The following is a 14804-nucleotide window of genomic DNA, read 5'->3' on the forward strand; positions in this document are numbered from 1 at the left end:
CTGCCAAGGACACACAAACGGGGTGTATCGCCCCATATAAAACCGGAGTTGACGAATGCAGCCAAAGGCCGTTTCCCTGTCGCGTACCGACGCAATCTCGCCCCAGATCAAATGGTTGATGATGGGTATGCTGGCGCTGGCTTTTGTCCTGATGCAGGCCGTGGTCGCACTGGCCAAACCCGAAAGCCTTGCGCCGCTTGCGGAAAAGATCAGCCCGTCGGTCGTGAATATCACCACCTCCACCACCGTTGAAGGGCGCACGGGCCCCCGTGGCATCGTGCCCGAAGGCTCCCCCTTCGAGGATTTCTTCAAGGAATTCCGCGACCGCAACAATGGTGGCGAAGCCCCCGCGCCACGCAAATCGTCGGCGCTTGGGTCGGGGTTTGTCATCTCTGAAGACGGGTTCGTCGTGACCAACAACCACGTGATCGAAGGCGCGGACGAGATTACCATCGAATTTTTCACCGGTCTTGAACTGAAGGCCGAAGTCATCGGCACCGACCCCAACACCGATATTGCCCTGCTTAAGGTTGAAGCCCCAAGCGCGCTGCCGTTCGTTAGCTTTGGCGACAGCAATGCCGCCCGCGTTGGTGACTGGGTGCTGGCCATGGGCAACCCGCTGGGGCAGGGGTTTTCCGTCTCGGCCGGTATCGTCTCGGCGCGCAACCGTGCTTTGTCGGGCACCTATGATGACTATATCCAGACGGACGCTGCCATTAACCGCGGCAACTCCGGCGGGCCGTTGTTCAATATGGACGGCGAAGTCATTGGCGTGAACACCGCGATCCTGTCGCCCAACGGCGGCTCCATCGGGATCGGTTTCTCGATGGCGTCGAATGTCGTGACGCGTGTTGTGAACCAGCTCAAGGAATTCGGCGAAACCCGTCGCGGCTGGTTGGGTGTGCGTATTCAGGACGTTACTCAGGATGTGGCCGACGCGATGGGGCTTGCCAAAGCGTCCGGCGCGTTGATCACAGATGTACCGGACGGCCCTGCCAAGGATGCGGGCCTGAAAACCGGTGATGTGATCCTCAGCTTTGCAGGGGTCGAGGTTGAAGACACCCGCGGTCTGGTCCGTCAGGTGGGCAACAGCACCGTCGGGGCCTCGGTCCGCGTCACTGTCCTGCGCGAGGGGAAATCCCAGACGCTCAAGGTCAAGCTGGGCCGCCGCGAAGATGCCGAAGGGGCAGGGGCGTCTGCGTCTGAGCCAGAGGATGAGGCAGAGCCCGAAGCGCCTGCGTCAAAGTCGGTGCTTGGTCTGACAATCACGCCGCTGACGGATGATCTGCGTACCGAACTTGGGGCGGATGATTCAGTCGAGGGTCTGGCCGTGACCGAGGTGGACGAGATGTCGGAAGCCTTCGAGAAAGGCCTGCGTGTAGGGGACATCATCACCGAGGCGGGCCAACAGCCGATCCTGTCCATCACCGATCTGGAGGACCGGATCACCGAGGCCAAAGACGGCGGCCGCAAGTCGCTGTTGCTGTTGGTGCGCCGCGCAGGTGACCCGCGCTTTGTGGCCTTGGGTCTGGGCGACTAAACCCGCCCCACATCGCTGGAAAAACGCTGCCCCCGTCGGTCCCCGTACCGGCGGGGGTTTTGTGTGGGGGGCGTCTGCACGCTGCCGGTTGTTTCGCATATCGAAAGCCGATAGGATTTACGTCAAATGAAGGACAGCCCCATGCACGACACATCCACGACGGCCATTCGCAGCGATCGGCTGTCTGCGCTGCGCACCCAAATGCTGGCAGAGGCGGAGATTACCAGCGTGCAGAACCAGTCGCTGATCCAAAGCCGCCGCGAACAGATTTGCGAGGCGGCCTTGTCGCTGTTTCTTGAAAAAGGCTTTGCCGCCACCACGATCCGCGACATCTGTGCGCGCTCGGGCGTCAATCAGGCCAGCATCTATGATTATATCGCGAATAAAAACGACATCCTGCGCCGCCTGCTGAACCAGCTGTGGTTCCGCGAAGACGTGTCGACGTTGCCGATCATCCTGCTGGATGAAAACCTGTCACTTGAGGACGCGTTCGAGAAATACTTCCGCGAAAGCTGGTCGATGAAACGGGATGGCACGTTGCTGGCCTATCGGTGCGTGCCGCATATGCAGGCCGAAGACCGCCGTGCCTTGCACGCGCGCGAGTTTGCGGTGATGAAGGATCTGGCCGACCAGCTTGCCCCGCGTCTGGGAATGCATAGCGACGATCAACGGCTTGATATCGTTGCTAATCTGATGGTGTTCCTGTCAGCCTTTGGCCCGATGCGCGACTGGCTGATCCGTGACATCCCGGACGAGGTGATCCTGCGCACGATCTCGGCCGGTGCGGCGGCGATGGTCAGATCGCTTGCGGATCAGACGCAGACCTAAAGTTTGCGGGCGCGAATGACCGTATGGTGGCTGACCAGCTCATAGCCCATCTCGGCCGCGACACGATCCAGCAGCGTCGCGATCTCGGTCCCTGGAATTTCCACCAGATCCCCACTGTCGACATCGACCAGATGGTCGTGGTCCGTGTGGGGCATCATCTCGTAGCGGGCAGGGGCATCATCCAGCACCAGTTTGCGCACCAGCCCCGCGTTTTCAAGCACTGACATCGTGCGATAGACCGTGGCGACTGACACGGTGTCATCCAGCCTGCGCGCCTTTTCATACAGGTCTTCGACATTGGGGTGATCGTCGGTTTCCGACAGCAGCGATACGATGGTTGTACGCTGTGGCGTGACCCGCAGGCCCGCTTCACGCAGCAATTGCTTGTAATCAGCGCTGTGGGTCAAACCGATGTCCTTTCTCGTCTGCCTTCTTGTTACGCAAGATTCATCTTGCCCGCAAGTTTATGCGACCTATTCTTATTTGCATGTTTGACATATGCGACTAATTCGCATTTACATCTAGCGAACGCATTGGTCCTTGGAGGAACAGAATGAGAAAGAATGTGCTGGCGTCGGTTTTTGCTCCGGTTCTTGGTGTTGCAGCGATGGCGGGCGTGCCTGCGGGTGCGGCTGATTTCAAAGTCGTCACGACCTTTACGGTTCTTGCCGATATGGCGCAGCAGGTGGGCGGCGATGCGGCAGAGGTGGTATCGATCACTAAGCCGGGTGCGGAAATCCACGGCTATGAACCCACCCCGCGCGATATCGTGGGCGCGGTGGATGCTGATCTGATCCTGTGGAACGGTATGAACCTAGAGCTGTGGTTCGAGCAGTTCATCTCGAACCTCGGGGATATTCCGTCGGCCACGCTGACCGACGGGGTGGAGCCGATTTCGATCGGGGAGGGGGAGTATGAGGGCAAGCCGAACCCCCACGCCTGGATGGGGCTGGATAACGCGCTGATCTACGTCGACAACATCGCGGCAGCTTTTGCCGAACACGACCCTGACAACGCGGCGACCTATGCCGCCAACGCAGAGAGCTACAAACAGGAAATCCGCGATACGATCACGCCCCTGCGGGACCGCATTGCGCAAATCCCCGAAGACCAGCGTTGGCTGGTGACCTGCGAAGGCGCGTTCAGCTATCTCGCGCGGGATTTCGGGATGATAGAGCTGTACCTCTGGCCGATGAACGCCGACCAGACCGGCACGCCGCAGCAGGTGCGCAAAGTCATCGATTCCGTCCGCGACAATGATATTCCGGTCGTTTTCTGTGAAAGCACGGTGAATACCTCGCCTGCAAAGCAGGTCGCGCGGGAAACCGGCGCTGCCTATGGTGGTGTGCTTTATGTCGATAGCCTCAGCACCGCCGAGGGGCCCGTGCCAAGCTATCTGGACTTGCTGCGCGTCACCTCGCAGACTGTCGCGGACGGGCTGGATGCAGGCCTGAAGTAAATGGATACCGCTATGCACCCCGCCCCCACGACGCCCCCAGATGCCAGGCTTGCGCCCGACGCGATCGGCATCAAGGCCACCGATGTGACCGTGACCTATCGCAACGGCCACACCGCGCTTTATGATGCCAGCTTCGAGATCCCGCGCGGTACGATCACGGCGCTGGTCGGGGTGAACGGGGCGGGGAAATCTACGCTGTTCAAGGCGATCATGGGCTTTGTGCCCGCCGCGCAGGGGCAGATCACCCTGCTGGGCAAGACCGTCAAACAGGCGTTGCGAGAAAACCTTGTGGCATATGTCCCGCAGTCCGAAGAGGTCGATTGGGCCTTTCCGGTGCTGGTGCAGGATGTGGTAATGATGGGGCGCTATGGGCATATGGGGTTCCTGCGCCGTCCCAAAGCCGCCGATCATGCGGCGGTGGACGACGCCCTGCGCCGCGTCAACATGACCGAGTTCCGCCACCGCCAGATCGGAGAGCTGTCCGGCGGGCAGCGCAAGCGGGTCTTTCTGGCGCGTGCCTTGGCGCAGAACGGGCAGGTGATCCTGCTGGACGAACCCTTTACCGGCGTAGACGTGAAGACCGAGGACCAGATCATCGACCTGCTGCGCGAGTTGCGCGACGAAGGGCGGGTGATGCTGGTGTCGACGCATAACCTGGGCTCTGTCCCGGAATTCTGTGACCGGACCGTCTTGGTCAAGGGCACGGTGCTGGCCTATGGGCCGACGGAAACAGTCTTTACCCATGACAATCTGGAAACGGCTTTTGGCGGGGTGCTGCGGCACTTTACCCTCGGGGGGCAAGACCTGCACGATGATGACGACGGGCGCGAGCTGCGGATCATCACCGACGACGAACGCCCCTTCGTGCATTACGGCGAACGCATCGACACTTCCGAGGACGACACATGATCGACCTGCTGCTAGAGCCGTTCAGCTATGATTATATGTTCAACGCCATGTGGGTGTCAGCGATGGTGGGGGCGGTTTGCGCCTTTCTGTCGTGCTATCTGATGCTCAAGGGCTGGTCGCTGATCGGCGACGCGCTGAGCCATTCTGTCGTGCCCGGTGTGGCCGGGGCCTATATGCTGGGGCTGCCCTTTGCGCTTGGCGCGTTTCTGGCGGGCGGCATGGCAGCGGGGGCGATGCTGTTTCTGTCGGGGCGGTCGGGGCTGAAGATCGACGTGATCATCGGCATCATCTTTACCGCATTTTTCGGCCTGGGCCTATTCATGGTGTCGCTATCGCCCATGTCGGTCAGCATCCAGACCATCATTATGGGCAATATCCTTGCCATCGCGCCGCAGGATATCGTGCAACTGGCGATCATCGGGGTTGTCTGTCTGACCGTGCTGCTGCTGAAGTGGAAAGACCTGATGGTCACCTTCTTTGACGAAAACCACGCACGCTCCATCGGGTTGCGGCCCGAGCTGTTGAAGGCGGTGTTCTTCATGCTGCTGTCGGCGGCGGTGGTGGCGGCGATGATGACCGTCGGGGCCTTTCTGGTGATCGCAATGGTCGTGACGCCGGGGGCGACGGCCTATCTGCTTTGTGACCGTTTCCCGCGGCTGATCATCGTATCGGTGCTGATCGGCACGATCACCAGCTTTCTGGGGGCCTATGCCAGCTATTTTCTGGACGGGGCGACAGGCGGGGTGATCGTCACGCTGCAAACCGCGATCTTCCTGCTGGCCTTTGTCTTTGCGCCCAAACACGGTGTGCTGGCCGCGCGGCGCAAGGCTGCGGCGGCGCTCAAATCCTTGCGAGACGGGGTGGCCCCATGATCGAGACCTTGCTGTTTCCCTTCCAGTTTCCCTTCATGCAGAACGCTTTCTGGATCGTCCTGCTGGTCGCCCCGCCGACGGCGTTGCTGTCATGCTTTCTGGTGCTCAAGGGCTGGGCCTTGATGGGCGATGCGGTCAGCCATGCGGTCCTGCCGGGGGTCGTGCTGGCATGGATCACGGGGCTGCCGCTGATTGTAGGGGCCTTTGCCGCGGGCATGTCCTGCGCGATGCTGACCGGATACCTGAGCTATAACAGCCGCATCAAACAGGACACCGTGATGGGGGTCGTCTTTTCGGGCATGTTCGGGATCGGCATCATCATGTACACCTCGATCACCACGAACCAGCATCTGGATCACGTGTTGTTCGGCAATATGCTGGGCGTCGGCGCGCAGGATCTTTGGACGGCGGGGCTGATATCGGCCTTTGTGACGGCGTTTCTGGTGCTCAAGTGGAAAGATCTGCTGCTGCACGCCTTTGACCCCGCACAGGCGCAGGCCAGCGGGCTGCACACGGGGGTCTTGCACTATGGGTTGCTGGCGGTGTTGTCGCTGACCATCGTGGCGACGCTGACGGCGACGGGGCTGATCCTTGCGGTGGCGTTGCTGGTCACACCGGGGGCGATTGCCTTTCTGGTGGTGCGCAGCTTTGGCCCGATGCTGATCGTATCTGTGCTGGTCTGCCTGTTGTCGATGTTCGCGGGCGTCTACGCCAGCTTCTTTCTGGACAGCGCACCGGCACCGACAATCGTGTTGATCCTGACGGTGATCTTTGTCCTCGCCTTCATCAACCGTTTGCTGGTGACGCGCCGCACCTCGCGTCAGGCGGCACGGGGGTAGCCTTGAAGGGGAAAGCGGGCTCTAGACCCGCCCGACCTTGAACCCGCGGGACAGATGGTTGCGCATGGCAAACAGCAGCAATGCGCCGGGCAACATAGATGTCAGCGTAAAGGCCATGACCATCCCGATATCTGTCTGAAAGCCGAACATCGCGCCGAGCGCCATAGAGATCGGCTTGCCGTTGGTGGTGGTCAGGATGCGGGCAAAGACGACTTCTACCCAGCTGAACATAAAGCAGAAAAACGCAGTCACCGCGATGCCGGGCGCGATCTGCGGCAGCAGGATCTTCCAGATGTAGCGGGGGCGCGAATAGCCATCAAGGAACGCCGTCTCGTCCATCTCGCGCGGGACGGCGGCGATGAAACCCTGCAGAATCCAGATCGATACCGGCAGGTTGAACAGACAATGCGCCAGCGCGATGCCGGTGACCGAGTTGACGATGCCAAGCACCGAGAAAAGCTGGAAGATCGGCAGGGTCAGCACCACGGGCGGGGTGATGCGAAAGGCGATGAAGCTGAAGAACAGGTGTTTGTCCCCCAGAAACGACAGCCGCGCAAAGGCAAAGGCTGCGGGCAGGGCGACGGGGATGGTGATCGCGATATTGATCAGCACATAGGCGACGGAGTTGCCAAAGGCCGCGCGCAAGCTCGGGTCGGCCCAGATGGCGCGATAGTTGCGCAGCGTGGTCTCGCCCAAGCTCAGCCCGTCCTGCGCCAGCGTCGCGGTAAAGCTCAGCACCGTCATTTGCACCAGCGGCAGGATGGTAAAGAGGATGAACGCCCCCAGCAGCGCCAGTTTGATCACGGGCCATGCCCGACGCGGTATCATCACGGCACCCCCGGTTTGGGATCGTCAAGCTTGGCTTGCACCTTGGTAAAGACCCATGCCACCGACAGCACGATCAGAAAATATAGCACCGACCGCGCGGCCGAGGGGCCGTAGTTGAACGCCTTGATCTCCTCGCCCAGATCCACGGCCAGAAACAGGCTGGCCTCCGCCGGGCCGCCGGCATTGATCGGAAAGGCCTCGGTGTAGATCATGAAACTGTCCATGAACCGCAACAGCACCGCCATGAGCAGCACATGCTGCAACCGCGGCAACTGGATATGGCGAAACACCTGCCACGGGCGCGCCCCGTCGATGGCGGCGGCCTGATACAGCGGATCGGGGATCGTGGTCAGCGCGCTATAGGCGAGGATGACCACAAGGCTGGTCCAATGCCACGTGTCCATTGCCAAGATCACCACCCAGGTCAGCACGGCGCTGTCCTTCCACGCGGCGGGCCAGCCGTAGCCCGCCAGCCACTGCCCCAAAATGCCTGTGTCGTCGTTCATCAGGCTCAGCCAGAGCGCAGGGATCATATTCCACGGTACCAGCAGCGGCAGCGACAGCACAGCCAAGGCGGCCCCTGCCCAGATCCGCCCGCGCGGGATGCATAGGGCCAACGCGATCCCCAGCGGGATCTGGATGCACAGCACAAAGGTCGAGAACAGCGCGCTGCGCCCGAAGCTCGCCCAGAACCGCGGTGCGGTGATCAGGTCGCGAAACCACTCTGTCCCGATCCAGAAGCGCGATTGCAGGGTGAAAATCTCGAAAAACGAATAGTTGATGACGGTGACCAGCGGGATCAGCCCGACCACCCCCAGCAAAAGGCAGGCGGGGGCGACAAAAAGCCAGCCGCGCGGGTCATGCTGCTTCATGGGGTTCTGTCCATACTTGGGTCAGGCGGTCACAACCGAGGTGCCCCAGCCCGCGCATTCCGCCTTCAGCGCATCGGGCAGGCGGTGGTCGGTGAACAACGTGTTCACATCGCGCAGCGAACAGATCGTCAGCGGGGCCTTGCGCTGGAACTTCAGGTGGTCGGCCACGACCATCACCGTGCGTGACCGCCCGATGGCGGACCGGCTGACCAGCACCTCTTGCCCGTCGAAATCCAGCAGATCGCCGTCCGCATCAATGGCAGAACAACCCAGAACCGAGAAATCGAACTTGAACTGTTTGACCATCTCGGCAGTCAGCCCGCCCACCATGCCGCCATCCGCACGGCGCAAGACGCCGCCTGTCAGGATGATCTCGCAGCTTTGGTTGGCGGCGAGGATATTGGCAATGTTGAGGTTGTTCGTCACCACCAGCAGGTTTTCGTGATGCAGCATTTCCTGCGCGACTGCCTCGGTACTGGTGCCGATGTTCATGAACACCGACGCCCCATGCGGTATAGCCTGCGCGCAATGTTCGGCGATGGCGCGTTTGCCTTCCTCGTTCAGGCGGCGGCGTTCGTCATAGACGATATTCACCACCCCCGACGGGATCACCGCGCCGCCATGCACCCGTTCCAGCTTGCCGCTCTCAGCAAGCTCGGACAGGTCGCGGCGGATGGTCTGCACGGTGACGTTATACGCCTCTGCCAGCCCGTCGACGGTGACTTTGCCGTCCTTGCGCGCCAGCTCCAAAATCTCGCGCTGTCTGAAATTTGACATAGATCCCCCCGTCTTTGGCTGGGGATGCTCAAGGTTTCTGCACGCCCGACCAAAACTTACAATCTACGGAAAGCGAAGCACGTCAAGGCCGCGAATCGTGGTATATCGTCTGTAAGGCGCAGAAATGCGCGTCAGGCGAAGGATTAATGCGCCTAAAATCAAGGCTGTAGTCGAAAACGAAAAGAAACGAACGTTCGATCTTGAAAAACGAAGGGGCTTGGTGTCTTTTGTCACGACGTCTCGCAAACCTAGCTGCGAGACGCGAAAATGATGCGGGGAGGCTTCATTGAGCCAGCTTGAAACAGAACACAGCGTCGATCTCTTTGTGATCGGCGGAGGGATCAACGGCTGCGGCATTGCACGCGACGCCGTGGGCCGTGGGTTTACCGTCGAGCTGGCAGAGATGAACGATCTGGCCTCGGCGACCTCCTCGGCCTCGACCAAGCTGTTTCACGGCGGGCTGCGCTATCTGGAATACTGGGAGGTCCGCCTTGTCCGCGAGGCGTTGATCGAACGCGAAACCCTGCTGAAAGCGATGCCGCACATCTCTTGGCCGATGCGGTTTGTGCTGCCTTATCATAAGGATATGCGGTTCGAGGGGGATACGCCCACCTCAAAGCTGCTCAACGTGTTCATGCCGTGGATGAAGGGGCGTCGCCCTGCGTGGCTGATCCGCTTGGGTCTGTTCATGTATGACAATCTGGGCGGGCGGCAGATCCTCAAGGGGACGACCGCGGTCGATCTGACGCAGGCCCCCGAGGGCGCACCGCTGCAGGACAAGTTCGAAAAAGCCTATGAGTATTCCGACTGCTGGATCGAAGACAGCCGTCTGGTGGTGCTGAACGCTCGCGACGCCCAAGCCCGTGGTGCGCGGATCAACACCCGCACCAAAGTTGTTTCTGCCGAGCAGATCGACGGCATGTGGCAGGTCACGCTGGAACCGAAAGACGGCGGCCCCCAACGCGTGGTACAGGCCAAGATGTTGGTCAACGCCGGTGGCCCGTGGGTGGAAAACGTGATCCGCAACACCGTGCGCATCAATTCCTCGGAAGGGGTGCGGCTGGTGCGGGGCAGCCATATCGTGACGCCCAAGCTTTATGACCACGACAAATGCTACTTCTTCCAAGGCGAAGACGGGCGCATCATCTTTACCATTCCTTACGAGACGGATTTTACCCTGATCGGCACCACAGATGCCGACCATGCGGATGTGTCCGAAAAGCCGGTCTGCACCCCCGAGGAGCAGGACTACCTCGTGCGGTTTGCGTCCAAATACCTGAAAAAGCAGATTACCACCGACGATATCGTCTGGACCTACTCCGGCGTGCGCCCGCTGTATAACGACGGGGCGAGCTCTGCCACGGCGGCAACGCGAGACTATGTGCTGAAGGTCGACACATCCGCCGGTGCGCCGGTGCTGAACGTCTTTGGCGGCAAGATCACCACCTACCGCCGATTGGCCGAAAGCGCGCTAGAGAAGATCCAGCCCTATTTCGCCAATGACGCCAAACCCTGGACGGCGGGTGTCGCCTTGCCTGGCGGCGATTTTCCGGTAGACGGCGTGGCGGCGTTGAAACAAGAGTTGCAGGACCGCTACGGATTTTTGACCCAACGTTGGGCGGATCGTCTGGTCAAAGCCTACGGGCGCGAGGCATTTGATGTCTTGGGCGACGCGCACACCGCGGCAGATCTGGGGCGTGATTTCGGTGCGACCCTGACCGAGCGTGAGGCCAAGTGGCTGATCGACAAGGAATTTGCCCGCACCGCTGACGACATCATCTGGCGCCGGTCCAAACTGGGCCTGCGGCTTGACGCGGATGAATTGAACACGTTGGAAGCATGGATGGTGGAAACCACCGCCACGCCCGCCGACAACACTACAGCCGCCACTGGCGCGTGAAGGGGAGAGGAACATGTCGCTCGTTTTGCAAGGCGTGTCCAAGGTCGTAAACGGCCAGACGCATATTCATCCGACAGATCTTGAGCTGCAGTCCGGCACCATGAACGTGCTGCTGGGGCCGACATCTGCGGGCAAGACCTCCCTGATGCGGTTGATGGCGGGGCTGGATGTGCCCAACACCGGCAAGGTGATCTGGAACGGCGAGGATGTCACCGGCATGCGCGTTCAGGATCGCGGTGTGGCGATGGTGTATCAGCAGTTCATCAACTACCCGTCGATGACCGTCTACAACAACATCGCCAGTCCCATGCGGTTGCTGGGCAAATCCAAGGACGAGATCGACAGCGCCGTGCGCAAGGCCGCCGATCTGATGCAGTTGACGCCGATGCTGGACCGCAAGCCGCTGGAACTGTCGGGCGGGCAACAGCAACGCTGCGCGCTTGCACGGGCTTTGGTCAAGGACGCGGGGCTGGTGTTGCTGGACGAACCGCTGGCGAACCTCGACTACAAGCTGCGCGAAGAGCTGCGGGCCGAGATTCCGAAGATCTTTGAAGAAGCAGGGTCGATCTTCGTCTATGCCACGACCGAACCGGAAGAGGCGCTTTTGCTGGGCGGGCACACCGCCACATTGTGGGAAGGGCGCATCACGCAGTTCGGCCTGACCCCCGTGGTCTACCGCCAGCCCGTCGATGCCACGACCGCGCGCGTCTTCTCTGACCCGCCGATGAACTTCCTCAACATCACCAAGGCCGGCGACACGCTGACCTTTGGCGATGGCAACAAGGTCGCGACCTTCGGGAACTTCAAGACCGTGGCCGATGGCAGCTATGTTGCGGGCTTCCGCCCCAACCACCTTGAACTGTCCAAGCAGTCTGACGACGCGCTTGAGTTTGCGGGCAAGCTGAACGTGACCGAGATCACAGGGTCGGAAACCTTTATCCACCTTGATCACCACGGTGAAAACTGGGTCGGTCTGGTGCACGGGGTCAAAGACCTCAAGATCGGGGCTCCGCTGAACGTCTATCTTGACCCGACACATGTTTACATCTTTGCCGAAGACGGCACATCCGTGGCCCCCGCATCCTATGCGGCAGCGGCCTGAGGGAGGACCGGACCAATGGCAAAAATCACCCTTGATAACCTGGCGCATTCCTATTTGCCCAACCCCACCAGCGAAGATGATTTCGCGCTGAAAGAGCTGAACCACGACTGGGTGGACGGCGAAGCCTACGCGCTTTTGGGTGCGTCGGGCTGCGGTAAATCCACGTTGCTGAACATCATCTCGGGCCTGCTGCACCCCAGTCAGGGCCGTATCCTGTTCAACGACCGTGACGTGACCAACGACCCCACGACCAAGCGCAACATCGCGCAGGTTTTCCAGTTTCCGGTGGTCTATGACACGATGACCGTGCGCGACAATCTGGCGTTCCCGCTGCGCAACCGGGGGGCAGATGCGGCCTATGTCGCGCAGCGCGTGCAGCAGATCGCGGGGATGATCGGCATGGAAGACATGCTGAACCGCAAGGCGCGCGGGCTGACGGCGGATGCGAAACAGAAAATCTCGCTCGGGCGGGGGATGGTGCGCGAGGACGTGAACGCGCTGCTGTTTGACGAACCGCTGACCGTGATCGACCCCCATATGAAGTGGGAACTGCGCACGCAGCTAAAGTCGCTGCACCATGAATTTGGTCACACGATGATCTACGTGACCCACGACCAGACCGAAGCGCTGACTTTTGCGGATAAGGTTGTCGTCATGTATGACGGCCGCGTTGTGCAGATGGGCACCCCGCAAGAGCTGTTCGAGACACCACAGCACACCTTCGTTGGCTATTTCATCGGCTCGCCCGGTATGAATGTGCTCGACGCGACGGTGACCGGCGACAAGGCCGTCATTGGCGGCCACGAGATCGCCTTGGGCCACGGCTTTGCGCCGCTGGACGGCAAGGTCGAACTGGGCGTGCGCCCTGAATTCACACGGCTTGCCACGGGCGAGGCGGGGCTGCCTGTCACGATTAAGCGGATCGAGGATGTGGGCCGCCACAAGATCGTGCGTGCTGACTTTAATGGCAATGAAATCAACGTGATCGCCGAAGAAGGTGCCGAAATTTCGCCGGATATGAACCGCATTGTTTTCGACCCTGCCGGGGTGAATGTCTATGCCAACAGCTGGCGCGTTGCGCCGCAGGGGGCCTAAGATGATCCAATCCGCCGCTTTCCCGCTGACCCTCGCTGAAAGGACCGCGTCATGAACAAGACCGTCAATCAAAAGGCCTGGTTCCTTGTGTTGCCCGTGCTGCTGCTGGTGGCTTTCTCTGCCGTGATCCCGCTGATGACTGTGGTGAACTATTCGGTGCAGGATACCTTCGGGAACAACCAGTTCTTCTGGGCTGGCCTCGACTGGTTCCGCGAGATGATTGAATCCGAGCGGATGTGGAACGCCTTGGGCCGCCAGATCGCGTTTTCGGTGATCATTCTGGCCATTGAAATCCCGTTGGGGATCTTCGTGGCGCTGAACATGCCCAAGAAAGGGTTCTGGGCCTCGCTGTGTCTGGTTCTGATGTCGCTGCCGCTGTTGATCCCGTGGAACGTGGTTGGCACCATCTGGCAAATCTTTGGCCGCGTGGACATTGGCCTGTTGGGCTACACGCTGTCGGCCTTGGGCATCGACTATAACTACACACAGGATTTCTATGCCGCATGGATCACTGTGATCGTGATGGATGTCTGGCACTGGACGTCGCTGGTGGCGCTGCTGGCCTATGCCGGTCTGCAATCCATCCCCGACGCTTACTATCAGGCGGCCAAGATCGACCAGGCGAGCCGCTGGAAAGTCTTCCGCTATATCGAGCTGCCCAAGATGATGGGCGTTCTGATGATCGCGATCCTGCTGCGGTTTATGGACAGCTTCATGATCTACACCGAACCGTTCGTCGTGACGGGCGGGGGGCCTGGTAACTCTACCACCTTCCTGTCGATCGATCTGGTCAAGATGGCCCTCGGACAGTTTGACCTTGGTCCTGCGGCGGCGTTCTCGATCATGTATTATCTGGTGATCCTGCTGATCTCCTATGTGTTCTACACCGTGATGACGAACCTCGATAAAAGGGATGGCCACTGATGTCTGATCTTGCACAAAAAAGAGGGTTTGCCCTGCCCAAGATCAAGGGCAATGCGGTTGTCATGGCGCTCTATCTGCTGTTCTTGCTGCTGCCGATCTACTGGCTGCTGAACATGAGCCTCAAGACCAACACAGAGATCCTCAACAGCTTTACCCTGTGGCCGCGTGATCTGACGTTCGACAACTATATGACGATCCTGACGGATGCGTCATGGTACACGGGCTATCTGAACTCGATGGCTTATGTGGTGATGAACATGGTGATCTCGCTCGCGGTGGCGCTGCCGGCGGCCTATGCCTTCTCGCGCTACAGCTTCATGGGCGACAAGCACCTGTTTTTCTGGCTGCTGACCAACCGGATGGCCCCGCCCGCGGTTTTCGCGCTGCCATTCTTCCAGCTTTATAGCTCCGTCGGCTTGTTCGACACGCATATTGCTGTGGCGCTGGCGCATTGTCTGTTCAACGTGCCGCTGGCTGTGTGGATCCTCGAAGGGTTCATGCGCGGCGTCCCGAAAGAGATCGACGAGACGGCCTATATCGACGGCTACAGCTTCCCGCGCTTTTTCATCCGCATCTTCACGCCACTGGTGGCGTCGGGGATCGGGGTCACGGCCTTCTTCCTGTTCATGTTCAGCTGGGTTGAGCTGCTGCTGAGCCGGACGTTGACCAGCGTGGACGCCAAGCCGATTGCCGCCACCATGACCCGTACCGTGGGTGCCGCCGGGATCGACTGGGGCGTGCTGGCCGCGGCAGGGGTGTTGACCATCGTACCCGGTGCCTTGGTGATCTATTTCGTGCGCAACTACATCGCCAAAGGCTTTGCCTTGGGCCGCGTTTAACAAAGAAAGACCGGAGGAAA

Annotated in this window: 15 protein-coding genes; 11 read left to right on the top strand and 4 right to left on the bottom strand. The window is 60.3% G+C overall.

What is annotated here, in order from left to right; genetic code table 11:
• The first annotated feature begins 55 nt into the window (after positions 1–55).
• Both AADW22_RS07145 and AADW22_RS07150 read left to right on the top strand, forming a co-directional pair.
• Positions 56–1540: a DegQ family serine endoprotease gene (locus AADW22_RS07145; RefSeq protein WP_037943900.1), complete on the top strand. Its 1485-nt coding sequence runs from the start codon at positions 56–58 to the stop codon at positions 1538–1540.
• Between the two features lie 141 nt (positions 1541–1681).
• The gene (locus AADW22_RS07150; RefSeq protein ID WP_235183770.1) at positions 1682–2368 is read left to right on the top strand and encodes a TetR/AcrR family transcriptional regulator; all 687 of its coding nucleotides are present in this window, start codon (positions 1682–1684) and stop codon (positions 2366–2368) included.
• Here the strand turns inward: AADW22_RS07150 and AADW22_RS07155 are convergent.
• Entirely contained in the window at positions 2365–2775 is a 411-nt protein-coding gene (locus tag AADW22_RS07155; protein ID WP_005852561.1) for a Fur family transcriptional regulator, read from the bottom strand. The genes AADW22_RS07150 and AADW22_RS07155 overlap by 4 nt on opposite strands.
• A gap of 200 nt (positions 2776–2975) precedes the next feature.
• Here AADW22_RS07155 and AADW22_RS07160 point away from each other — a divergent pair, with 200 nt between their 5' ends.
• The 4 genes from AADW22_RS07160 to AADW22_RS07175 are packed head-to-tail and all read left to right on the top strand — an operon-like array spanning position 2976 to position 6447.
• Positions 2976–3827, top strand: coding sequence for a metal ABC transporter substrate-binding protein (locus AADW22_RS07160; protein WP_407474586.1), 852 nt, complete (start codon positions 2976–2978; stop codon positions 3825–3827).
• Between the two features lie 12 nt (positions 3828–3839).
• Positions 3840–4736 (top strand): manganese/iron ABC transporter ATP-binding protein, encoded by an 897-nt coding sequence (locus AADW22_RS07165; RefSeq protein WP_340270648.1) that lies wholly within the window; start codon positions 3840–3842, stop codon positions 4734–4736.
• The gene (locus tag AADW22_RS07170) at positions 4733–5608 is read left to right on the top strand and encodes a metal ABC transporter permease (RefSeq protein WP_005852566.1); all 876 of its coding nucleotides are present in this window, start codon (positions 4733–4735) and stop codon (positions 5606–5608) included. The genes AADW22_RS07165 and AADW22_RS07170 overlap by 4 nt, the downstream gene beginning before the upstream one ends.
• Positions 5605–6447, top strand: coding sequence for a metal ABC transporter permease (locus AADW22_RS07175; RefSeq protein WP_074635675.1), 843 nt, complete (start codon positions 5605–5607; stop codon positions 6445–6447). Before AADW22_RS07170 ends, AADW22_RS07175 begins: the two co-directional genes overlap by 4 nt.
• Before the next feature lie 21 nt (positions 6448–6468).
• Here the strand turns inward: AADW22_RS07175 and AADW22_RS07180 are convergent, their stop codons facing one another.
• Genes AADW22_RS07180 through AADW22_RS07190 form a run of 3 tightly spaced genes read right to left on the bottom strand, consistent with a single transcriptional unit; the run spans position 6469 to position 8924 of the window.
• Complete coding sequence (locus AADW22_RS07180) at positions 6469–7275, bottom strand: carbohydrate ABC transporter permease (protein WP_184582527.1); 807 nt, start codon at positions 7273–7275, stop codon at positions 6469–6471.
• Positions 7275–8147 (bottom strand): carbohydrate ABC transporter permease, encoded by an 873-nt coding sequence (locus AADW22_RS07185; RefSeq protein ID WP_168593158.1) that lies wholly within the window; start codon positions 8145–8147, stop codon positions 7275–7277. The genes AADW22_RS07180 and AADW22_RS07185 overlap by 1 nt, the downstream gene beginning before the upstream one ends.
• Positions 8148–8168: 21 nt before the next feature.
• Complete coding sequence (locus tag AADW22_RS07190; protein ID WP_278376079.1) at positions 8169–8924, bottom strand: DeoR/GlpR family DNA-binding transcription regulator; 756 nt, start codon at positions 8922–8924, stop codon at positions 8169–8171.
• Positions 8925–9210: 286 nt separating this feature from the next.
• On the opposite strand from AADW22_RS07190, the gene glpD reads away from it, so the two are divergent.
• From glpD to AADW22_RS07215, 5 genes are read left to right on the top strand one after another with little or no spacing between them, the layout of a single operon-like run.
• Entirely contained in the window at positions 9211–10824 is a 1614-nt protein-coding gene (gene glpD / locus AADW22_RS07195) for a glycerol-3-phosphate dehydrogenase (protein WP_184582523.1), read from the top strand.
• 13 nt (positions 10825–10837) lie between these two features.
• Positions 10838–11926 (top strand): ABC transporter ATP-binding protein, encoded by a 1089-nt coding sequence (locus tag AADW22_RS07200; protein ID WP_005852576.1) that lies wholly within the window; start codon positions 10838–10840, stop codon positions 11924–11926.
• A 15-nt stretch (positions 11927–11941) separates the two neighbouring features.
• Positions 11942–13021 carry an ABC transporter ATP-binding protein gene (locus AADW22_RS07205; RefSeq protein ID WP_286780108.1) on the top strand — a complete coding sequence of 360 codons (1080 nt, stop codon included), beginning with the start codon at positions 11942–11944 and terminating at the stop codon, positions 13019–13021.
• A 51-nt stretch (positions 13022–13072) separates the two neighbouring features.
• Positions 13073–13945 carry a carbohydrate ABC transporter permease gene (locus tag AADW22_RS07210; protein WP_037943909.1) on the top strand — a complete coding sequence of 291 codons (873 nt, stop codon included), beginning with the start codon at positions 13073–13075 and terminating at the stop codon, positions 13943–13945.
• Positions 13945–14784 carry a carbohydrate ABC transporter permease gene (locus AADW22_RS07215; RefSeq protein WP_005852582.1) on the top strand — a complete coding sequence of 280 codons (840 nt, stop codon included), beginning with the start codon at positions 13945–13947 and terminating at the stop codon, positions 14782–14784. Before AADW22_RS07210 ends, AADW22_RS07215 begins: the two co-directional genes overlap by 1 nt.
• Positions 14785–14804: the final 20 nt, after the last annotated feature.

It is taken from the genome of Sulfitobacter sp. PM12 (assembly GCF_045586035.1).
GTDB classification, from domain to species: domain Bacteria; phylum Pseudomonadota; class Alphaproteobacteria; order Rhodobacterales; family Rhodobacteraceae; genus Sulfitobacter; species Sulfitobacter pontiacus.